Origin of the sequence: Pseudomonas sp. MH10, assembly GCF_034353045.1 — a bacterium.
In the GTDB taxonomy this organism is placed as follows: domain Bacteria; phylum Pseudomonadota; class Gammaproteobacteria; order Pseudomonadales; family Pseudomonadaceae; genus Aquipseudomonas.
Genome location: NZ_CP133783.1, coordinates 3,370,137 through 3,390,545 on the forward strand (window position 1 = coordinate 3,370,137; position 20,409 = coordinate 3,390,545).

Annotated in this window: 19 protein-coding genes; 13 read left to right on the forward strand and 6 right to left on the reverse strand. The window is 57.4% G+C overall.

Annotated elements, in window-relative coordinates:
- Positions 1 to 38: 38 nt before the first annotated feature.
- The 3 genes from RHM59_RS14890 to RHM59_RS14900 are packed head-to-tail and all read right to left on the reverse strand — an operon-like array spanning position 39 to position 2,379.
- Positions 39 to 635 (reverse strand): hypothetical protein, encoded by a 597-nt coding sequence (locus RHM59_RS14890; protein ID WP_322224545.1) that lies wholly within the window; start codon positions 633 to 635, stop codon positions 39 to 41.
- Positions 632 to 1,222: a hypothetical protein gene (locus RHM59_RS14895; protein WP_322167200.1), complete on the reverse strand. Its 591-nt coding sequence runs from the start codon at positions 1,220 to 1,222 to the stop codon at positions 632 to 634. Before RHM59_RS14895 ends, RHM59_RS14890 begins: the two co-directional genes overlap by 4 nt.
- Positions 1,219 to 2,379: a DUF2515 family protein gene (locus RHM59_RS14900; protein WP_322224547.1), complete on the reverse strand. Its 1,161-nt coding sequence runs from the start codon at positions 2,377 to 2,379 to the stop codon at positions 1,219 to 1,221. The genes RHM59_RS14895 and RHM59_RS14900 overlap by 4 nt, the downstream gene beginning before the upstream one ends.
- Positions 2,380 to 2,682: 303 nt before the next feature.
- Here RHM59_RS14900 and bamE point away from each other — a divergent pair, with 303 nt between their 5' ends.
- Both bamE and RHM59_RS14910 read left to right on the forward strand, forming a co-directional pair.
- Positions 2,683 to 2,937 (forward strand): outer membrane protein assembly factor BamE domain-containing protein, encoded by a 255-nt coding sequence (bamE, locus tag RHM59_RS14905; RefSeq protein ID WP_322167198.1) that lies wholly within the window; start codon positions 2,683 to 2,685, stop codon positions 2,935 to 2,937.
- An 18-nt stretch (positions 2,938 to 2,955) separates the two neighbouring features.
- Positions 2,956 to 3,525: a lipocalin family protein gene (locus tag RHM59_RS14910; RefSeq protein WP_322224549.1), complete on the forward strand. Its 570-nt coding sequence runs from the start codon at positions 2,956 to 2,958 to the stop codon at positions 3,523 to 3,525.
- Positions 3,526 to 3,657: 132 nt separating this feature from the next.
- Here the strand turns inward: RHM59_RS14910 and RHM59_RS14915 are convergent, their stop codons facing one another.
- Positions 3,658 to 5,022 carry a formimidoylglutamate deiminase gene (locus RHM59_RS14915; RefSeq protein WP_322224551.1) on the reverse strand — a complete coding sequence of 455 codons (1,365 nt, stop codon included), beginning with the start codon at positions 5,020 to 5,022 and terminating at the stop codon, positions 3,658 to 3,660.
- A 201-nt stretch (positions 5,023 to 5,223) separates the two neighbouring features.
- Here RHM59_RS14915 and hutC point away from each other — a divergent pair, with 201 nt between their 5' ends.
- From hutC to hutG, 10 genes are all read left to right on the forward strand, one after another.
- Positions 5,224 to 5,934: a histidine utilization repressor gene (gene hutC, locus RHM59_RS14920; RefSeq protein ID WP_322170660.1), complete on the forward strand. Its 711-nt coding sequence runs from the start codon at positions 5,224 to 5,226 to the stop codon at positions 5,932 to 5,934.
- Positions 5,931 to 6,500, forward strand: coding sequence for a HutD family protein (locus tag RHM59_RS14925; protein ID WP_322184305.1), 570 nt, complete (start codon positions 5,931 to 5,933; stop codon positions 6,498 to 6,500). The genes hutC and RHM59_RS14925 overlap by 4 nt, the downstream gene beginning before the upstream one ends.
- A 39-nt stretch (positions 6,501 to 6,539) precedes the next feature.
- Complete coding sequence (locus RHM59_RS14930) at positions 6,540 to 7,031, forward strand: Lrp/AsnC family transcriptional regulator (protein WP_322167194.1); 492 nt, start codon at positions 6,540 to 6,542, stop codon at positions 7,029 to 7,031.
- A gap of 396 nt (positions 7,032 to 7,427) precedes the next feature.
- Positions 7,428 to 9,125: a urocanate hydratase gene (hutU, locus tag RHM59_RS14935; RefSeq protein ID WP_322224553.1), complete on the forward strand. Its 1,698-nt coding sequence runs from the start codon at positions 7,428 to 7,430 to the stop codon at positions 9,123 to 9,125.
- A 142-nt stretch (positions 9,126 to 9,267) separates the two neighbouring features.
- On the forward strand, positions 9,268 to 10,737 hold the full coding sequence (locus tag RHM59_RS14940; RefSeq protein WP_322224556.1) for a cytosine permease: 1,470 nt from the start codon (positions 9,268 to 9,270) through the stop codon (positions 10,735 to 10,737).
- Positions 10,738 to 10,927: 190 nt separating this feature from the next.
- Positions 10,928 to 11,779, forward strand: a complete 852-nt coding sequence (locus RHM59_RS14945) for a proline/glycine betaine ABC transporter permease (protein WP_322286709.1) — start codon at positions 10,928 to 10,930, stop codon at positions 11,777 to 11,779.
- Positions 11,776 to 12,603 carry a glycine betaine/L-proline ABC transporter ATP-binding protein gene (locus tag RHM59_RS14950; RefSeq protein ID WP_322167191.1) on the forward strand — a complete coding sequence of 276 codons (828 nt, stop codon included), beginning with the start codon at positions 11,776 to 11,778 and terminating at the stop codon, positions 12,601 to 12,603. Before RHM59_RS14945 ends, RHM59_RS14950 begins: the two co-directional genes overlap by 4 nt.
- A 12-nt stretch (positions 12,604 to 12,615) precedes the next feature.
- Positions 12,616 to 14,148, forward strand: coding sequence for a histidine ammonia-lyase (hutH, locus tag RHM59_RS14955; protein WP_322224558.1), 1,533 nt, complete (start codon positions 12,616 to 12,618; stop codon positions 14,146 to 14,148).
- A gap of 106 nt (positions 14,149 to 14,254) precedes the next feature.
- Positions 14,255 to 15,457 carry an imidazolonepropionase gene (gene hutI / locus RHM59_RS14960; RefSeq protein ID WP_322224560.1) on the forward strand — a complete coding sequence of 401 codons (1,203 nt, stop codon included), beginning with the start codon at positions 14,255 to 14,257 and terminating at the stop codon, positions 15,455 to 15,457.
- A 59-nt stretch (positions 15,458 to 15,516) separates the two neighbouring features.
- Complete coding sequence (hutG, locus tag RHM59_RS14965) at positions 15,517 to 16,320, forward strand: N-formylglutamate deformylase (protein WP_322224562.1); 804 nt, start codon at positions 15,517 to 15,519, stop codon at positions 16,318 to 16,320.
- Positions 16,321 to 16,542: 222 nt separating this feature from the next.
- Here the strand turns inward: hutG and RHM59_RS14970 are convergent, their stop codons facing one another.
- Complete coding sequence (locus tag RHM59_RS14970; protein WP_322224564.1) at positions 16,543 to 18,774, reverse strand: heavy metal translocating P-type ATPase; 2,232 nt, start codon at positions 18,772 to 18,774, stop codon at positions 16,543 to 16,545.
- A gap of 83 nt (positions 18,775 to 18,857) precedes the next feature.
- Here RHM59_RS14970 and cadR point away from each other — a divergent pair, with 83 nt between their 5' ends.
- Positions 18,858 to 19,304 carry a Cd(II)/Pb(II)-responsive transcriptional regulator gene (cadR, locus tag RHM59_RS14975; RefSeq protein WP_322167186.1) on the forward strand — a complete coding sequence of 149 codons (447 nt, stop codon included), beginning with the start codon at positions 18,858 to 18,860 and terminating at the stop codon, positions 19,302 to 19,304.
- Positions 19,305 to 19,423: 119 nt separating this feature from the next.
- Here the strand turns inward: cadR and RHM59_RS14980 are convergent, their stop codons facing one another.
- Positions 19,424 to 20,395, reverse strand: coding sequence for a thymidylate synthase (locus tag RHM59_RS14980; RefSeq protein ID WP_322224566.1), 972 nt, complete (start codon positions 20,393 to 20,395; stop codon positions 19,424 to 19,426).
- Between the last annotated feature and the right edge of the window lie 14 nt (positions 20,396 to 20,409).

The window sequence follows — 20,409 nt, forward strand, 5'->3', positions numbered from 1 at the left end:
TACATCGAAACCGATTAGACAGACGCAACGACGCCAACTTACGGGTAAGGCGTCCAAGGCTTACCAACATTCAGGAAAATTCTGTAGCGCTCTTCTTCGGGGTGTTTGCGGTCCTTAAAGCGATTCACGCTTAACAGGGCTTGATATTTATCACCGGCATACCAATAGGTTGTTCCACCGTTGGGGCCGTCGCGCAACTTGGCACGCCATTGCGGTGTGTCAGCGAAGGGTGGAAATCTTTTTTGTTTTTTATCCATCCACCCCCCCCGACGCCATTGATCCTGAAGTTCCAAGACAACCTTCAATGCATCATCGAGCAACAAGGGTTCGATGTGCGGATATATAGTCAGGCTTTCAATAACGTCGCCCTTGAATATAACGTAAAAATCAGAGCTCTTTGGAGTGACAAATCCATACTGCGGGTCGATGAATCGTAACTGCGCGTCGGACTTTGGCCGGCCGGGCCATGTTCCCTCACCTGGAAAACGTGAACTAAAGCGCGCTGACGAACCCTTAACCATCTCGTCATAGGTTCCACCTATTTCGAGGGCGATCTCCCGTTCGTACCACGACCGCAACATATAGGCGGCCAATAGCGCCACAACGATAAGTAACGCCCAAGGACGCCGAGTCATGGGTAAGGCGTCCAAGGTTTGGAAACGCTCAAGATAATTTTATAGCGCTCTTCTTCCGGGTGTTTGCGGTCCTTAACGCGATGCATTATGAGCATGGCCTGATACTTGTCGCCCGCATACCAATCAGTCGTGCCTCCCTTGTCGCGCAACTGAGCACGCCATTGCGGTGTATCGGCAAAGGGGGGAAATTGCGGCTGCTTATTACCCATCCAACCACCTCGACGCCATTGATCCTGAAGATCCAAGACAACCTTCAATGCATCATCGAGCAGCAAGGGTTCGATATACGGATGTATAGTTAGGCTCTGAACAATGTCGTCCTTGAATACAACTAAAAATTCAGCGCTTTTTGGAGTGATAAATCCATATTGCGGGTCGGTGAATCGTAATTGCGCGTCGGAATGTGGTACGGCCGGCCATATCCCCCCGCCGGGATAAGGTGAAGTAAAGCGGGCTGACGAACGCTTTCGCATGTCTTCGTAGGTTCCACCTATCACCAGGGCGATCTCCCGTTCGTACAACGACCGCGCGACATCGGCGCCCCATACCGCTAGCAGTGCCAAGCAGAACCAATATCGCCGCTTCATCGGACACCCGCCCCTTCGGCGATATCTTTTATTGACTGCTCCAGCAATGCACGATTTTCGTCGCCCAGCATCTCATCGAAACGTTCCGCGGCTTGCAATACGAAGGCTATGCGCTGCTCGTAAATTGATAAGTCTGCAAACGGGTTGCTGCTGAATTCGAGGGTGCGTCCATCCACAACTGGCTGGCATTGGCTCGTCAGGGTCAGCTCAATCGCTTGAGCCACACCCGATGGAAAACCGGTGACATAGGAGACATGGTTACCGCGAAGTAGCAGTTTAAGTTGTTGGTCTTGGTAGATGGTCGGTTGCAGAATATTACGTTGCTCATGTACCGCCAACTTCCTAACGCTCTCAGCAATATCCCCTCTTTCTATCGCCTCGAAAGCCAGCAGGATTTCTTCATGGTTAAGACCAAACTTGAGCTTTTCCTTGTCCACCGGCCACCACACCGGAAACTTCGGATGGCCATAAATACCCTCGCGTTCTTTAAGACAGGTCCTTAACTCTTCAATCCCACGCTTTTTGTAAAACGCATGCAATGGGAAGATATCGAGGAACAACGTGGTGTTGCCCAGCGCCATCATTTCGTAGACGTGCTGGAACTGTTGCTGCATCAAGGATGAGGGTTCCGCGCCCAAAGCAAGGTCGCTTAGAGGAACGGGATTATTGCTGCGGGCGGCTCGGTAATCCTCCAGCGCCTGCTGATCCGTATCGTTGAAGATATGAGCCCCGAGGAAACCGGGATTCGATGCCGCATTGGAGTCGATCAAGCGCTGCCTGGCGTCGCGCTCAGCCTGAATAACGTCAGTCATATCGGCCGCATGCAACAACCCGCAACCGACTTGCTTGGAGGCAAAGGCTGCCAGCCCGGCCCACTGAAAGCGGTTGTCGTGCAGCCACAACCGGGCATAGGCGGCGTTGATCACGCGGTTGCGTTCGATGGGGTCGGCGATCAGGACACCGCCGGGGGCGACGATTTCTTCGGCTTCGCGCTGGAAGACTCGCCAGATTCCCGAGCAAGTCAAAAACGGCACGTCAACGACGTCCTGCATGACCCCGTACAACTCGATCCTGTGCGTCTCGCACTCTTCGATCGGTTTGGTGGGGTGGTTCAACAGCTGCTTGTCGCATATGTGGTCTTTGAAACACTGGGTCATGGCGCTGCCTCCGGACAGGAATTTCGCCACCCTACCAGCCAAAAAACCGAAGTAAAATATCGCCAAAAAAATGGAGAGACGTCCTACAAATGCCGCTGTAAACCCTTACAAATACCGGAGAAGAAGCCTACAACTCACATACCCATTACAGGCCGCCCGGCCATTGCGCGCGAACAGGACCACGCGAAGACGCATCCTCTTTTACCGGCCGGGAACCAGTTTCCTTATTTCTCTTCTAACCTTGTGCTGTCAGCCCGCGTTTTCTGCGTGGCGACACCCCCTAATCTGTTGGAGCTACTGTTCATGTCTTTGCGCACCGTCGCGTTGTTGTCGTTTTGTGTGTTGTTGGCCGCTTGCAGCAAGGTCACTCAGGAAAATTATTCGAAGTTGTCGGCAGGCATGGATAAGGCGCAAGTCGAGAATTTATTGGGTAGCCCGACCGAATGTTCGGGTGCGCTGGGTATGTCCAGTTGCACGTGGGGCGACAAAGTGAGTTTTATCAGCGTCCAGTACGGCGGCGATAAAGTGCTGATCTATTCGGGCCAAGGCTTGAAATAAGCCGTTAGGGAGAGCGTGATGCGTTTATGGGTTGGGTTGATGGCGAGTCTGTTTCTGGCGGGTTGCGCACATTCTTCGAGCGAGCTGGTCGAGCCGAAGACGGTCGATCATGTGGACCTCAAGCGGTATCAAGGGACGTGGTACGAGCTGGCACGGTTACCGATGTTCTTTCAGCGTAATTGCGCTCAATCGCAGGCGCTTTACGTGCTCAAAGAGGATGGCAATATCGGCGTAACCAATCGTTGCCGGAAACTCGACGGCACGTGGGAGCAAGCGACAGGCACGGCATCGCCGCAGGTAGCGGGCAAAACCGACAAGCTGTGGGTCGTCTTCGATAACGGGTTCTCGCGGCTGTTCCCGGGTTTGGCCAAGGGCGATTATTGGGTGCTGTACCTCGACGACGGCTACAAGACTGCGTTAGTGGGGAACCCGGATCGCAAATACCTGTGGATCTTGTCGCGGACATCGAAAGTGTCCGACGCGACAAAAGAAGATTTGTTGGCCAGAGCAAGGCAACAGGGTTACGACACAACCAAGCTGATCTGGCGGGTGGATGATTCGATGATCATCAAACCGGACCGGCTCTAGACCTCACTCTGTGGACCGAATTCATTCGGGAAGCGGCGGACGCGGTTTAATTGATGAACCGAGTTGTCGCCTTCCCGAATAATTCGGTCCCACAGGGAATTCGCAATTACAGAGGTTTGGGCTCGGCGCAAGCTAACCCAACAATTCCCGCAGCACCTGAGCAAACGCACGATTACTGTGCTCTTCATCAGCATGCCGACCGTTGCGGATCACCCAACGCCCGTTGACCATGACGTCGCGAATCTGCCGGTCACTGCCCGCAAACAACCAGCGGTTAAGAATCGCATCACCGGCGGCCGTCGACAGGTAGGGATCGTTACCGTCCAGCACCAGCCAATCTGCACGCTGCCCGACGTTCAGCGAACCAATCGCCTGCCCCATTGCTTGCGCGCCACCGCTGAGTGCCGCATCGAACAACGTGCGTCCAACCATCGGTTGATCACTGCGGTACAAACGATTACGTCGTTGATCACGCAAACGCTGACCATATTCCAGCCAGCGCAGCTCTTCGACCACGCTCAATGACACATGACTGTCCGAGCCAATCCCCCAACGGCCGCCCTGGGCGATGTAGTCCACCGCCGGAAAAATACCGTCCCCCAAGTTGGCTTCAGTGGTCAGGCACAAGCCGGCAATCGCGCCGCTATCAGCCATCAGCGCCACTTCTTCCGGGTTAGCGTGGGTGGCATGAACCAGGCACCAGCGCTGATCAACCGAGGCGTTTTCGTACAACCATTGCAGCGGACGCCGACCGCTCCAGCTCAGGCAGTCATCCACTTCCTTCTGCTGCTCGGCGATATGAATATGCACCGGGCAGTGTGGGTCGCTTGCGGCCAGTACATCGCTGATTTGACGCGGCGTTACCGCGCGCAACGAGTGAAAGCACAGACCCAATGATTGAGCGGGCTGCTGGGCAAGCATCGGCCGTAGACGCGCGTGTAAGTCGAGGTAACTGTCAGTGGTGTGGATAAATCTGCGCTGACCTTCATTTGGCGCCTGACCGCCAAAACCAGAGTGGCTGTACAGCACCGGCAGCAACGTCAGGCCGATACCGGCCGAACTCGCGGCCTGGCTGATGTGCAGGGCCAGTTCAGCAGGGTTTGCGTAAGGCTTGCCGGTGGTGTCCTGGTGTACGTAATGAAATTCAGCGACTGAGGTGAAACCGCCTTTGAGCATCTCGATGTACAACTGTCGAGCGATGACCCCAAGCTGCTCTGGATTGATCTGCCCCACCAAGCGGTACATCAACTCTCGCCACGTCCAGAAACTGTCATTGGGGTTGCCCGCCACTTCGGCCAAACCGGCCATCGCACGCTGGAACGCGTGGGAATGCAGGTTGGGCATTCCTGGCACCAGCGCACCGTTGAGGATCTCGGCACCCTGGGCATCGGTATCGACTTGGACGCGGGTTAGCACCCCGTCGGCGCTGACATCGAGACGAACATTGTTGGCCCAACCGGTGGGCAATAATGCGCGCTCGGCAAAGAAGACGGACATGGACCTGCACCCCATCGTGTAATTTGTATATACATATACAGACGTTTGTCTGCTCGGTAAACTGCGGCAAGCTTGTCGTCGGTCGGGTTAATGGTTAGCTTGAGCGCTTCTGCGCCTTAGACCCAATTCCCGAATCATCACCTATCGAACAAGGATTTCACTGTGCCGACTCCGCCTGCCCTCTCTCCACTGGCTGCCCAGATGGGTGACAGTCCGGCGCCTTTATACGCGCGCGTGAAGCAGATGATCGCCCAGCAAATCCAAAACGGAACCTGGGCGCCGCATCATCGCGTGCCGTCGGAAAGTGAACTGGTGACCCAACTGGGCTTCAGTCGCATGACCATCAACCGAGCCCTGCGTGAACTGACCGCCGAAGGCCTGTTGGTGCGTATGCAAGGCGTCGGTACGTTTGTCGCCGAGCCCAAAAGCCAGTCAGCGCTTTTTGAAGTGCACAACATCGCCGATGAAATTGCCTCGCGCGGCCATGTTCATACTTGCAAAGTCATCATCCTGAACGAAGAAGCCGCAGGCTCCGAACGGGCCCTGGCCTTGGACATGCGTGAAGGTCAGCGCGTATTTCATTCGCTGATCGTGCATTTCGAAAATGACATCCCGGTGCAAATCGAAGACCGCTTCGTCAACGCTCAGGTAGCGCCGCACTACCTGATGCAGGATTTCACCAAACAAACACCCTACGCTTATCTGTCGCAAGTCGCACCGCTGACCGAGGGTGAGCATGTGGTCGAAGCCATTTTGGCTGAAGAACTGGAGTGCGAGCTGCTGCAAATCGAACGCGGTGAACCGTGCCTGCTGATTCGTCGCCGCACTTGGTCTGGCCGCCAGCCAGTGACGGCCGCCCGCCTGATCCACCCCGGCTCCCGGCATCGGCTGGAAGGACGTTTCAGCAAATGAGTCAACTGACCGTTCTACGCGCCGCCAACTACCCGCGCATGCCATGGAAAAACGGTGGCGGCAGCACCGAAGAAATCACCCGCGATGCGGGCAACGGCCTGGACGGTTTTGGCTGGCGCCTGTCGATAGCCGATATCGCCGAATCAGGCGGTTTTTCCAGCTTCCCCGGTTATCAGCGAATCATCACCGTGCTACAGGGCGATGGCATGACATTGCAGGTCGACGGCCAATCCACACGTGCGCTGCTGACCTTGGATCCGTTGGCATTTAGCGGTGAGAGCCAAGTCAGTTGTACGTTGCTCGGCGGGCACATACGTGACTTCAATCTGATTTACGCCCCTAACCGATACAATGCCCGCCTTCAATGGATCGACGGACGTCAGCGTTTTTTCAGTTCCGCTGGCACAGTGCTGGTCTTCAGCGTAATAGAGGGCTTGAGTGTCACCACCGGCACCGCCACCCACGGTCTTGGCAAGCATGACTGCCTGCAACTAGACGGTAACCCCGGCCTGTTGGAATTGTCGGTCAGCGGAACATGCTGTGTGGTTGAACTGACTGCGATTTGATAAGTCCGCAGAACACTAGCCCGATTGAACGGAACACCGATGGCCACCCAGGACAACGAACCGCTAAGCCACTCCCCGTTGGATCGCATCGACGAAGCTATTCTCGAGGCGCTGCGCCATGACGGTCGCATCACCTACGAAAAACTCTCGACACTGGTTCACCTCACGCCTCGGCCCTGCCTGGAACGGGTACGCAAGCTCGAACGACGCGGCGTTATCCGAGGCTACGGCGCAATCATCGACCTCAAAGTCGTGTCACCCGGCCTGTCGCTGCTGGTGATGGTTGCGCTCTCAAACCAAAGCGGGCGCGCCGCACAAAAAGCTTTCGAAGCCTGCATCAAAGCCTGCCCCCAAGTCTTCGGCTGCCAACTCATCAGCGGCCCGTTTGACTACAGCCTGCGCATGCGCTGCCGGGACATGGAGCACTACCGCGTACTCAGCGAAACCTGGCTGAACAACAGCGAACTGCACATCGACAAGCTGGTGGCGCACCCGGAGTTGGCGGATGTGAAGAGTGGCGTTGGGTTTTAAAGGCGGTATAGCCAGCACTCACCAAAAACGCATCTAGGCGCGCACCAACCCCTCGCACGTTGTTACCGAACGCCCCAGCACGGCGCAAAGTCGCTCGCTTATTCGCCAACCGGCGACCGCGCCCAACCACCGCCCATCTCTTTTAATCCCGCCACAACCCTTCTAGCTCGGGCCTTTTGTCTTTCTGAAAAACTTTCTTCTGGACGGCTAAATGAAGTTGGTCTTACGATTGCATATGCTTGTATGTACAAGTAAAGATGTGTGCGTTTAGCCGTGACGGTAACCACCCCGCTGGCCCCTGCATCCGAACGATGAATTTTATTGGCTAAACCCGCTTCGTCTGTTTCGAGAAACGCGACACAGGCCGGCTTGACCACTTCGCTGAGGAGTTTTTTCGTGACTGACAATAACCACTGGACCCCTGAAACCTGGACCCGCCATCGTGACGTTGAAGTTCGCGCCGCACGTGGGACCAAGCTGACCGCCAAGAGCTGGATGACCGAAGCGCCGCTGCGGATGTTGATGAACAACCTCGACCCGGAAGTGGCAGAGAACCCGAAAGAACTTGTGGTTTACGGCGGCATCGGCCGTGCCGCGCGTAACTGGGAATGCTACGACAAGATCGTCGAAAGCCTGACCAACCTGAATGACGACGAGACCCTGCTGATTCAATCCGGCAAACCGGTGGGCGTGTTCAAGACCCACAGCAACGCGCCGCGGGTGCTAATTGCCAACTCGAACCTAGTGCCGCACTGGGCCACTTGGGAACATTTCAACGAGCTGGATGCCAGGGGCCTGGCCATGTATGGCCAGATGACTGCGGGCAGCTGGATCTACATCGGCAGCCAAGGCATCGTCCAAGGTACTTACGAAACCTTCGTTGAAGCCGGTCGCCAACACTACAACGGCAGCCTGGAAGGCAAGTGGGTACTGACCGCTGGCCTAGGCGGCATGGGCGGTGCTCAGCCGCTGGCCGCTGGTATGGCCGGTGCGTGCTCGCTGAACATCGAGTGCCAACAGAGCCGTATCGACTTTCGCCTCAAAACCCGTTACGTCGACGAACAAGCTATCGATCTCGACGACGCACTGGCCCGTATCGCCAAGTACACCGCGCAAGGCAAAGCCATCTCTATCGCGCTGTGCGGTAACGCTGCCGAAATCCTCCCGGAAATGGTTCGCCGTGGCGTACGCCCGGACATGGTCACCGACCAGACCAGCGCCCATGACCCGCTCAACGGCTACTTGCCCGCTGGCTGGACTTGGGACGAATACCGCGCGCGCTCGGTGACCGAGCCTGCGAACGTGGTTAAAGCCGCCAAGCAGTCGATGGCGGTTCATGTTCAAGCGATGTTGGACTTCCAGAAAGCCGGCGTGCCGACCTTCGATTACGGCAACAATATCCGTCAGATGGCAAAAGACGAAGGCGTGGCAAACGCGTTCGACTTCCCAGGATTTGTACCGGCTTACATTCGTCCACTGTTCTGCCGTGGCGTAGGTCCTTTCCGTTGGGCGGCCTTGTCTGGCGACCCGGAAGATATCTACAAAACCGACGCCAAGGTCAAAGAACTGATCCCGGACGACGCCCATTTGCATAACTGGTTGGACATGGCCCGTGAGCGCATCGCGTTCCAGGGTTTGCCAGCGCGTATTTGCTGGGTGGGCTTGGGTCAGCGCGCCAAGCTCGGCCTCGCTTTCAACGAAATGGTCCGCAGCGGCGAGTTGTCGGCACCCGTCGTGATCGGTCGTGACCACCTGGACTCCGGTTCAGTGGCCAGCCCGAACCGCGAAACGGAGTCGATGCAGGATGGCTCCGATGCTGTGTCGGACTGGCCGTTGCTCAACGCCCTGCTCAACACCGCCAGCGGCGCGACCTGGGTGTCCCTGCACCACGGCGGCGGCGTCGGCATGGGCTTCTCGCAACATTCGGGCATGGTGATTGTGTGCGACGGTTCCGACGAAGCGGCAGAACGTATCGCCCGCGTGCTGCACAACGACCCGGCGACCGGCGTCATGCGCCACGCCGACGCGGGTTATCAAATCGCGATTGATTGCGCCAACGAGCAGGGTTTGAACCTGCCGATGCTGAATCGCTAACCCCGCCATTGTGGGACCGAATTCATTCGGGAATGGATAAACGCGGTGTGTCAGACATGCCGCTTCCCCAATGAATTCGGTCCCACAGGTTTTCACGCTGTGCCCTGATGTCCCTACCGCATTCCCCCATAGAGGTGGTCGCATGGCTGTTCCAGATGATCGCGTTGCCAACCAATCCCTGATCGAAAGGCGTTCGATCGATTACATCCCGGACGCCGAAAGACACGGGCGCCTGTTCAGTCAGTTCACCTTGTGGCTGGGCGCCAACCTGCAAATCACCGCCATCGTCACCGGGGCCTTGGCCGTGGTGCTGGGCGGGGATGTGTTCTGGTCGTTGGTGGGTTTGCTGATCGGGCAATTACTGGGCGGCGGCGTGATGGCGTTGCACGCGGCTCAAGGTCCAAAGCTGGGCCTGCCGCAAATGATCTCCAGCCGCGTGCAATTTGGCGTGTACGGCGCGGTGATCCCGTTGGTGTTGGTGTGCTTGATGTACATCGGCTTTTCCGCCAGCGGCTCAGTGCTTGCCGGGCAGGCGGTGGCGCAACTGATTCACGTCCCCGACTGGCAAGGCATTGTTATTTTCGCCGCGCTGATCGTGGTGGCGACCATCTTTGGCTATCGGGTGATCCATGTGATCGGCCGGGTGGCGAGCGTAATTGGCATCGTCGCCTTTGTTTACCTCTTCGGCGCGTTGCTGGCGGGAAATGACATCGGTGCGCTGTTGGGTAACAAGCACTTTTCCCTCGCCAGTTTCCTGTTGGCGATTTCGTTGTCAGCCTCTTGGCAGATCGCGTTCGGCCCTTACGTGGCGGACTATTCGCGCTATTTACCGCGCAGCACTTCGGCAGTGAAAACCTTCTGGGCCGTTGGCCTGGGATCGATAATCAGCGCGCAGGCGTCCATGGTGTTCGGTGTGTTCGCGGCGGCGTTAGCCGGCAAGACCTTCGCCCACCATGAGGTCTCGTTCATCGTCAGCCTCGGTGGCACCGGCGTAGTCGCGGCCCTGCTGTATTTCAGCGTCGCGTTTGGCAAGGTCACGATCACCACCCTCAACGCGTACGGCAGCTTCATGTCGATTGCCACCATCGTCAGCGGCTTCCGGGGCAACCGGCACATCTCCAGCGGTCTGCGTCTGGCCTATATTTTCGGCATGGTCGGCGTCGCCACGCTGCTGGCCTTGGCGGGCAAAGACTCGTTCCTCAAGGATTTCTCGGCGTTCATCCTGTTTCTGCTGGCGTTCTTCACGCCGTGGAGCGCGATCAACCTGGTGGATTTCTACTGCGTCACTAAAGAGCGCTACGACATCCCAGCGTTGTCCGATCCCGATGGCCGTTATGGCCGCTGGAACTGGGTTGGCATCGGCGTGTACGTGTTCGGTGTATTGATTCAAATGCCGTTCATTGCCACACAGTTCTACACCGGTCCCTTGGTAGAGCGCCTGGGTGATACCGATATTTCGTGGGTCATCGGTTTGGTCGTACCTGCCGCCGTGTATTACCTGATTGCGAAGAAATGGCACAGCGCAATTCCCGACCGACTGATTCTTCCAGTGGACACCGATGCCCCGCAATCACTGGCAACACATTCGCCGGCCCGGACAGCAATGAACTGACGGCCATAAAATGCACTCGTTAATGGGAACAATAGTGAACGCCGAAGCGATTCAGCGCGCTGAAACGATGGGACTGTGCATGTTTTCGTCTAAGACGAATCAAGCATGGATGACCAACGTACGTCGCGAATCGCCTAAGCTGATCGGCCTGACCGCCGTTTTGCTACTCCTAATTGATCGAGAGCCTTCTATGTTCCCCGAAAGCTTCACTTTCTCCATCGCCGACTGGGTCAATCGATGGGTCGACACGCTGGTGACCAACTATGGCGACGTGTTTCGTCAGATCTCGGACACCCTGCTGTGGGCCATCGTCAACCTCGAAGCCCTCCTGCGCGTGGCGCCGTGGTGGCTGATGTTGGCGATTGTCGGCGGCATTGCTTGGCACGCGACACGCAAGCTGTTGACCACCGTGGTAATTGTCGGTCTGTTGTTTTTGGTGGGCGCCGTAGGCCTGTGGGACAAACTGATGCAAACCCTTGCCCTGATGCTGGTGGCGACGATTATTTCAGTGGCGATTGGCATTCCGCTGGGCATCCTGTCGGCGCGCAACAACCGCCTGCGTTCGGTGATGATGCCGTTGCTGGACATCATGCAGACCATGCCCAGCTTCGTGTACTTGATCCCGGTGCTGATGCTGTTTGGTCTAGGCAAAGTGCCCGCAATTTTTGCCACGGTGATTTACGCCGCGCCGCCTCTGATTCGTCTGACAGATCTAGGAATTCGCCAGGTCGATGGTGAAGTCATGGAAGCGATCAATGCCTTTGGCGCCAATCGCTGGCAACAGTTGTTCGGCGTGCAACTACCGCTGGCGCTGCCGAGCATCATGGCCGGGATCAACCAGACCACGATGATGGCCCTGTCGATGGTGGTCATCGCCTCAATGATTGGTGCACGCGGGCTGGGTGAAGACGTGCTGGTCGGGATTCAAACCCTCAACGTCGGCAAAGGACTGGAAGCCGGTCTGGCAATCGTAATTCTGGCGGTGGTCATCGACCGCATCACCCAGGCCTACGGTCGGCCACGGCATGAGGCGAAACAATGAGCGATGCGATGAGCAAGATCGTCGTTAGAAACGTCTTTAAAATCTTCGGCAATCGCTCGGCAGAGGCGCTGCGGATGATTCAAGACCACAAGTCCAAGGATCAAGTGTTGGCGAAAACCGGCTGCGTGGTTGGGGTCAATGACTTGTCGCTGTCTATTGAAAGCGGCGAAATCTTCGTGATCATGGGGTTGTCCGGCTCTGGCAAATCAACCTTGGTGCGCCATATCAACCGTTTGATCGATCCCACCAGCGGGCAGATTCTGGTGGACGGTGAAGACATCCTCAGTTACGACATGGAGGCCTTGCGTCAATTCCGGCGGCACAAAATCAGTATGGTGTTCCAGAGCTTCGGCCTGCTGCCGCACAAAACCGTGCTCGACAACGTGGCGTATGGTTTGAAAGTCCGCGGCGAGTCCAAGGCGTTCTGTGCCGAGCGCGCGATGCACTGGATCGGCGCCGTGGACCTCAAAGGCTACGAAGACAAATACCCTCATCAGCTGTCGGGCGGCATGCGGCAGCGCGTAGGACTTGCCCGCGCACTGGCGGCTGACACCGACATCATTTTGATGGACGAAGCGTTTAGCGCCCTCGATCCGCTGATTCGCGCCGAGATGCAAGACCAACTGCTGGCGCTGCAAGCCAGCCTGCACAAAACCATCGTATTCATCACCCACGATCTCGACGAAGCGCTGCGCATCGGCAACCGCATTGCCATCCTTAAAGACGGTCAGTTGATCCAAGTGGGTACGCCCAAAGAAATTCTATATTCACCCGCCGACGAATACGTTAATCGGTTCGTCCAGCGGCGGGTGGCCACCATTTGATGGAGTAACGAAGTGACTGAGCTGAACCTGATTCCCGGCACCCTGACCCTGGCGCAACTGCGTGAAATTTATCACCACCCGGTTGCCCTTCATCTGCATGAAAGCGCATCACAGCAGATCGAAAACAGCGTGGCTTGCGTTGAACAAATTCTTGCCGAAGACCGCACCGCCTACGGTATCAACACCGGTTTCGGCCTGCTGGCTTCGACGCGCATTGCCAGCGAAGACCTGGAAAACCTCCAGCGCTCGCTGGTGTTGTCCCACGCCGCCGGGATCGGTCAGCCGATCAGCGATGAGCTGGTGCGCCTGGTCATGGTACTCAAGGTCAACAGCCTCAGCCGTGGTTTCTCCGGTATTCGTCGTCAGGTCATCAACGCCTTGATCGCGCTGATCAATGCAGAGGTCTATCCGCATATTCCGCTCAAAGGTTCGGTGGGCGCGTCGGGCGATCTTGCACCTTTGGCGCACATGTCACTGGTGCTGCTTGGTGAAGGCAAAGCCCGCTACAAAGGCGAATGGCTAGAAGCGACCGAAGCCTTGGCCGTGGCGGGTTTGAAGCCGCTGACACTGGCCGCAAAAGAAGGCCTGGCATTGCTCAACGGCACCCAAGTGTCCACCGCGTTCGCCCTACGTGGTTTGTTCGAAGGCGAAGACCTGTTCGCTGCGGCGATGGCCTGTGGTGCGTTAACCGTGGAAGCGGTGTTGGGTTCGCGTGCACCATTCGACGCGCGGATTCACGCCGCCCGGGGCCAACACGGCCAAATCGACGCCGCTGCGTGCTACCGCGACCTGCTGGGCGACAGCAGCCCGATTTCTGATTCCCACCGAGATTGCGACAAGGTTCAAGACCCGTACTCGCTGCGCTGCCAACCGCAAGTCATGGGCGCCTGCCTGACTCAACTGCGTCAGGCCGCTGAAGTTCTGGGTGTGGAAGCCAACGCCGTATCGGACAACCCGTTGGTATTTGCCGCTGAAGGTGAAGTGATCTCGGGCGGTAACTTCCACGCCGAACCGGTGGCGATGGCCGCCGACAACCTGGCGTTGGCCTTCGCTGAAATCGGTGCCCTTAGCGAGCGGCGTATTTCGTTGATGATGGACAAGCACATGTCGCAATTGCCGCCGTTCCTGGTAGCCAATGGCGGCGTGAATTCCGGTTTCATGATTGCCCAAGTGACCGCAGCCGCCTTGGCCAGCGAGAACAAAGCATTGGCGCATCCACATAGCGTTGACAGCATTCCGACCTCGGCCAACCAGGAAGACCACGTTTCCATGGCACCGGCTGCGGGCAAACGCCTGTGGGAAATGGCCGAAAACGTACGCGGCATTCTCGCCGTGGAATGGTTGGCTGCATGCCAGGGCCTAGACTTCCGCGAAGGCTTGAAAAGCTCGCCAAAACTGGAACAAGCACGCACCGCGTTGCGCAGCAAAGTACCGTTTTACGACAAAGACCGCTTCTTTGCGCCAGACATCGAAGCCGCCATGCAGTTGTTGGCGTCCAATTGCTTGAACACGTTAATCCCGGCAAAAGTATTGCCAAGCTTATAAACCACTCCCTGTAAGAGCCAACGTGTTGGCGAAGGTTTGACGCGGTATGCCTGATACGCCGCCTCGCCAACACGTTGGCTCCTACAGTTGACTGCGGAGACCCTAGATGAAAACGCTCTGGAAGCATTGCCACGTTGCGACGATGGCGCAGGGCAACTACTCAATTATCGAAGACGCCGCCATTGTGACCTCGGGCGAACTCATCGAGTGGATTGGGCCACAGGCTGATGCGCCAACCGGAGACTTCACCAGCGTCGTCGATCTGGACGGCGCCTGGGTGACCCCCGGCTTGATCGACTGCCATACCCACACCGTGTTTGGCGGCAATCGCAGCGGTGAGTTCGAGCAGCGATTGAACGGCGTGAGCTATGCGGACATTGCGGCGGTAGGCGGCGGCATCGCCAGCACCGTGCGCGCCACCCGGGCGGCCAGCGAAGACCAGCTGTTCGCCAGCGCTGAACAACGCCTCAAGCGTTTGCTGGACGATGGCGTGACCACCGTGGAAATCAAGTCCGGCTACGGGCTGGATCTCGCCAGCGAACGCAAAATCCTGCGGGTCATTCGGCGTTTGGGCACCGTGCTGCCGGTCACGGTGCGCAGTACGTGCCTGGCCGCTCATGCATTGCCGCCAGAATATAAAGATCGCGCCGACGACTACATTCACCACATCTGCAGCGTGATGCTCCCGGCATTGGCAGCGGAAGGCTTGGTGGACGCAGTGGATGCGTTCTGCGAACACCTGGCGTTCTCACCGGCACAGGTCGAGCAAGTGTTCATCTGCGCGGGCGAATTAGGATTGCCAGTGAAGTTGCACGCCGAGCAGTTGTCAGCGCTGGCCGGATCGAGTCTGGCCGCACGCTATCAAGCGCTGTCGGCGGACCATCTGGAGTTCATGACCGAGGCCGACGCTATTGCCATGGGCGCAGCCGGTACCGTTGCCGTATTGCTGCCGGGCGCGTATTACTTCCTCCGCGAAACCCAGTTGCCTCCAATGGATGCGCTGCGAAAGCACGGGGTCGATATCGCCATCGCCACCGACTTGAACCCCGGTACCTCCCCCGCGTTGTCCCTGCGGTTGATGCTGAATATGGCCTGCACCTTATTTCGCATGACCCCGGAAGAAGCCTTGGCTGGCGTGACCCTCAACGCCGCCAAAGCGCTGGGATTGGGCGACACCCATGGCTCGCTGGAAGTGGGCAAGTTTGCTGACTTTGTGGCATGGAAGATCGAACGACCCGCAGATCTGGCCTACTGGCTCGGTGGTGATTTGGACAAGCGGATCGTGCGGCATGGTATTGAGTCGTTGTAGGTAATGCAGTCCCTTGTAAATCGATCCGAATAGTTAGGTATTTTTAACAGGAGGCATTTGTGGATAAGGTTCTGAATTTCAAACGCGGCCGGTTGCCGTTGCTGATCAGCATGCCCCACGCCGGGTTGCATCTGACCCCAGCGGTAAAAACCGGGTTGGTGGACGCGGCGCACAGCCTGCCGGACACCGATTGGCACATCCCGACGCTGTATGACTTCGCCGAAGAACTGGGTGCCAGCACCTTGGCGGCCGAGTATTCGCGCTTCGTCATCGACCTTAATCGACCGTCGGATGACAAGCCGCTGTACGTCGGTGCGACCACGGGGTTGTACCCTGCCATTCTGTTCGATGGCGAGCCGCTGTTTCGCGAAGGCCAGGTGCCCAGCACCAATGAGCGCGCAACGTATCTGGCGCAGATATGGACGCCGTATCACCAGACATTACAGCAAGAATTGGCGCGCTTGCGCGACGAGTTTGGTTATGCGCTGCTGTTCGATGCGCACTCGATTCGAGGCTCGATTCCGCATTTGTTTGAAGGCCGTTTGCCGGACTTCAACCTCGGCACTTTCAATGGTCTGAGCTGCGACACCGAGCTGGCCACCTTGCTGGATGCCACCTGCGCAGCAGCCACCGATTACACCCACGTACTTAACGGGCGTTTCAAAGGCGGCCACATCACCCGCCATTACGGCGACCCGGCCAACAACATCCACGCCGTGCAACTTGAGCTGGCGCAAAGCACGTACATGGAAGAATACGAGCCGTTCAACTACCGCCAGGACTTGGCCGAACCGACGCAAAAGGTTCTGAAAAACCTGCTGCACGTTATGATTGAGTGGGGGCAGAAGCGGTATTCCAGATGAATACCAACTCGCTCTGTGGGAGCAGGCTTGCCTGCGAAGAGGCCCGTCATCGCGCCACTGAGGTCGCCCTGAAACCTGAGTCGCCGGCATTGATGCTTTCGTTGGCAAGCCAACTCCCACAGAAATTTCGGCTGATCGCAGCCTTCGGTACGCCGACAGAAATCTGTGCATCGCCGAAATTCCGTGGGACCGAATTCATTCGGGAATCGTTTCCAGCTGCGATCACTTTCTAAGCAACCGCAACCCATTAAACACCACCAACAAACTCACACCCATGTCGGCAAACACCGCCATCCACATGGTCGCCATGCCCGCGAAGGTGATAGCCAGGAACACCGCCTTGATCACCAACGCCAACACAATGTTCTGCTTCAGAATCGCCGACGTCTGACGTGACAGCCGGATAAACGCCGGAATTTTGCGCAGATCATCGTCCATCAACGCCACATCCGCGGTCTCAATGGCAGTGTCGGTGCCTGCAGCGGCCATGGCGAAACCAATCTCAGACCTCGCCAACGCCGGGGCGTCGTTGATGCCGTCGCCCACCATCCCGACCCGATGGCCCTGGGCGTACAATTGCTCAATGGCCTGCAACTTGTCGGCTGGCAATAAATTACCCTGCGCCTGATCAATCCCCACTTGCTCGGCAATCGCCTTGGCGGTGTGCGGATTGTCGCCGGTCAGCATCACGGTTTGGACGCCCAGTGCATGCAATTGGCGGATCGCCTCGCGGCTGCTGTCCTTGACCGTATCGGCCACTGCGAACAGTGCCAGCGGACCGGACTGATCACACAGTAAAACCACGGTTTTACCTTGGCTTTCCAGCACGTCGAGCTTTTCTTCCAGTTCAGGTGAACACAGCCCCAGCTCTTCGACGAGGCGGTGGTTGCCCAAGTGATACATCTGACCCGCGACTTCGCCCTTAACGCCGCGCCCGCCCAATGCCTCGAACGCCTGCACCTCATGCCGCACGCTATGCGTCTCAGCGGCGGCCTTGGCGATGGCCTGAGACACCGGATGGTCCGAGCGACTGGCCAAGCTGGCGGCAATGGCGACCGCATCGGTCGCCAGCACCTCAAGCAGCAAGAAGTCGGTCTGCACTGGCTTGCCGTGGGTGATGGTCCCGGTTTTATCCAGCGCCAAATAGTTGAGCCGATGCCCGCTTTCCAAATACACACCGCCCTTGACCAAAATCCCTTTACGCGCAGCAGCCGCCAAACCGCTGACAATGGTCACCGGGGTGGAAATCACCAACGCACAAGGACACGCAACCACCAACAGCACCAGCGCCCGATAGATCCAATCGAACCAGACCGCGCCCATGAACAGCGGCGCAATGACTGCCACGGCCAAGGCCAGGATAAACACCGCTGGCGTGTATATTTTGGAGAAGCTGTCGACAAACCGCTGGGTCGGCGCTCGTGCACCCTGGGCCGCTTCCACCGCATGGATAATGCGCGCCAAGGTCGAATTGTTGGCCGCCGCCGTCACGGTGTATTCCAGTGAACCCGATTGATTGAGGGTGCCCGCGAAGACTTTATCGCCCACGGCCTTTTCCACGGGCAGGCTTTCTCCGGTGATAGATGCCTGATCAATAGTCGAATTGCCGGAGACCACATCGCCGTCCAAGCCGATGCGCTCACCCGGCTTGATCCGCACCCGAGCGCCCAGTTCGATGTGTTTCACGTCCTGTTCAACCCACGTTCCGGCGGCTTGCAGCACGGTGGCAATGTCTGGGGTCATCTGCATCAGACCGCCGATGGCATTGCGCGCGCGGTCCAAGGATTTAGCTTCAATCAATTCCGCTACGGTGAACAAGAACATCACCATGGCCGCTTCTGGCCATTGCCCGATCAACACCGCACCGGTCACCGCGATGCTCATCAGGGCATTGATGTTCAGGTTGAAGTTCTTAAGGGCGATCCAGCCCTTTTTGTAAGTGCTCAGGCCACCACTTAAAATCGCGATGATCGCCACTACTGCAACCACCCAAGTCGGCGCCAACTGAGTGAAGTGAATCACTTCAGAGGCCAACGCGGCGACGCCTGACACGGCCAGCGGCAACCAGGATTTTTTTAACGGGATCGGCGCAGGTACAGCGGCATCGGCGCCCCTCTCAACCGGTTCGGCGTGCATGCCCAAAGACTTGATGGCGTCAATGATCGGATCGACGGAGGGCAAATCGTGGGTCACTGCCAGCACCCGATTGATCAGGTTGAATTCCAATTGCTGCACACCGGCAAGCTTGCCCAGCTTGTTCTGGATCAGCGTTTGCTCGGTGGGACAATCCATCTGCTCGATGCGAAAACTGCTCAGTCGGCTGGCCGAAGTAACCGATGTGCTGATTTTGACGATGGCTGGAGCGCTGTCGCTCGAACAGCAGGCATGGCCGTGGTCATGGCCGTGATCATTGGCGACGGGCAATTTGACGTGGCGGTGTTCAGGGGAATTCATAAAGGTGTCCTTGATGGCGCTTATTGCCAAGTGAACACCCTGTAGCCACTATAGGGTCAAGCAACTATTTGAGATTAACGTTCATGAAGATTGGCGAACTGGCAAAACTGACCGATTGCCAAGTGGAAACTATCCGCTACTACGAACGAGAAAGCCTGCTGCCGCCCCCCGCGCGCAGTGACGGTAATTATCGGGTCTACACCCAGGCTCATGTTGAGCGGCTGACGTTTATCCGCAATTGCCGCAGCCTGGACATGACCCTCGAAGAAATCCGCAGCCTGTTGAATTTGCGCGACAGCCCGCAAGACCAATGCGAGAGCGTTAATGCGTTGATCGACGAGCACATCCAACACGTCAACGCCCGGGTCGCCAGCCTGCAAGCGTTGCAGGCGCAGTTACTGGAACTGCGCCAACGCTGCACCGACGGCACGCTGAAACACTGTGGGATTTTGCAGCAGCTGGAAGTGAGTGGCGGGGTGGTGGCGGTGGAGAGTGAACACTCTCATGTGGGCAGAAGTCATGGGCATTGATCGCCCGTTCGCTTAATACAAATCCTCATAGGAGCCAACTTGTTGGCGAGGCGGTCTGTCTTGAAAAAAGCCTCGCCAACAAGTTGGCTCTACAGAAATCGTTCACCCCAAACGGTACATCAAACCGCCATCGGCGCCGTCATGGCCGGGTGGTGTTGATACCCTTCCAGCGAGAAATCAGTCGGTTCGATCAGTTCCAGCCATTCCGGTTGATACACGCCAGTCTGGGCGAACGCTGGCACGCGCTCGGAGATCACCAGTTGCGGCGCCGGGAACGGCTCGCGCTTGAGCTGCTCATTGAGCATGTCCAAGTGGTTTTCGTAGACATGGGCATCGCCGATGAAATACGTGAACCAGCGCGGGGTGTAGCCGGTCAGGCGGCCGATCAGCGACAGCAACGCTGCGCCTTCAGTCAGGTTGAACGGCGTTCCCAAGCCCAAATCATTAGAGCGGATGTACAGCGTCAGAGAGATTTCGCGGGTCTCTTGGTTCGGGTGAAACTGGTAAAGCAGATGACACGGCGGCAAGGCCATTTCATCCAATTGCGCGCAGTTCCAGCCATGAAACAGAATCCGCCGGCTGCCGGGGTCTTTCATGATGGTGTCGACGCATTGGCGAATCTGGTCGATGGCCTTGTACAGCACCACGTAGGCCTGACCGTCTTCTTCGGACTGCGCAATCTGTTGATAACCATGGCTGATCGCAAGCTCGATGGCCTTGACGTTGCCAGATTCAATACGCTTGTACGCAGGCCACTTGCGCCATTGCACGCCGTAGATTTCGCCCAGATCGTCTTCGCCTTTGCGGAACGGATTGTCTAGCCACTGCGCGTTTTCGTTGGCGTTTTGGTCCCAGACCTTACAGCCCAGCTCTCGAAATTCGGCTGCGTTACTCACACCACGCAGAAAACCGACCATTTCGCCGATGGCCGACTTGAAGGCCATGCGCCGGGTGGTGATCGCCGGGAAGCCTTCTTTCAGGTCATAACGCAACATGGCACCGGGAAAACTGATGGTATTGACCCCGGTACGGTTGGCTTGCAGCGTTCCGTTTTGGATCACATGGGCGACTAGATCGAGATATTGCTTCATACATTACCCTGCAT

Bases quoted from the DNA above. Each gene is read 5' to 3' on its own strand.
- RHM59_RS14945 (WP_322286709.1), top strand. From the start codon at position 10,928: ATGTTCCCCGAAAGCTTCACTTTCTCCATCGCCGACTGGGTCAATCGA.
- RHM59_RS14925 (WP_322184305.1), top strand. From the start codon at position 5,931: ATGAGTCAACTGACCGTTCTACGCGCCGCCAACTACCCGCGCATGCCA.
- RHM59_RS14900 (WP_322224547.1), bottom strand. From the start codon at position 2,379: ATGACCCAGTGTTTCAAAGACCACATATGCGACAAGCAGCTGTTGAAC.
- bamE (WP_322167198.1), top strand. From the start codon at position 2,683: ATGTCTTTGCGCACCGTCGCGTTGTTGTCGTTTTGTGTGTTGTTGGCC.
- hutI (WP_322224560.1), top strand. From the start codon at position 14,255: ATGAAAACGCTCTGGAAGCATTGCCACGTTGCGACGATGGCGCAGGGC.
- RHM59_RS14980 (WP_322224566.1), bottom strand. From the start codon at position 20,395: ATGAAGCAATATCTCGATCTAGTCGCCCATGTGATCCAAAACGGAACG.
- RHM59_RS14950 (WP_322167191.1), top strand. From the start codon at position 11,776: ATGAGCGATGCGATGAGCAAGATCGTCGTTAGAAACGTCTTTAAAATC.
- cadR (WP_322167186.1), top strand. From the start codon at position 18,858: ATGAAGATTGGCGAACTGGCAAAACTGACCGATTGCCAAGTGGAAACT.
- RHM59_RS14890 (WP_322224545.1), bottom strand. From the start codon at position 635: ATGACTCGGCGTCCTTGGGCGTTACTTATCGTTGTGGCGCTATTGGCC.
- RHM59_RS14895 (WP_322167200.1), bottom strand. From the start codon at position 1,222: ATGAAGCGGCGATATTGGTTCTGCTTGGCACTGCTAGCGGTATGGGGC.
- RHM59_RS14915 (WP_322224551.1), bottom strand. From the start codon at position 5,022: ATGTCCGTCTTCTTTGCCGAGCGCGCATTATTGCCCACCGGTTGGGCC.
- RHM59_RS14910 (WP_322224549.1), top strand. From the start codon at position 2,956: ATGCGTTTATGGGTTGGGTTGATGGCGAGTCTGTTTCTGGCGGGTTGC.
- RHM59_RS14970 (WP_322224564.1), bottom strand. From the start codon at position 18,774: ATGAATTCCCCTGAACACCGCCACGTCAAATTGCCCGTCGCCAATGAT.
- RHM59_RS14930 (WP_322167194.1), top strand. From the start codon at position 6,540: ATGGCCACCCAGGACAACGAACCGCTAAGCCACTCCCCGTTGGATCGC.
- RHM59_RS14940 (WP_322224556.1), top strand. From the start codon at position 9,268: ATGGCTGTTCCAGATGATCGCGTTGCCAACCAATCCCTGATCGAAAGG.
- hutC (WP_322170660.1), top strand. From the start codon at position 5,224: ATGGGTGACAGTCCGGCGCCTTTATACGCGCGCGTGAAGCAGATGATC.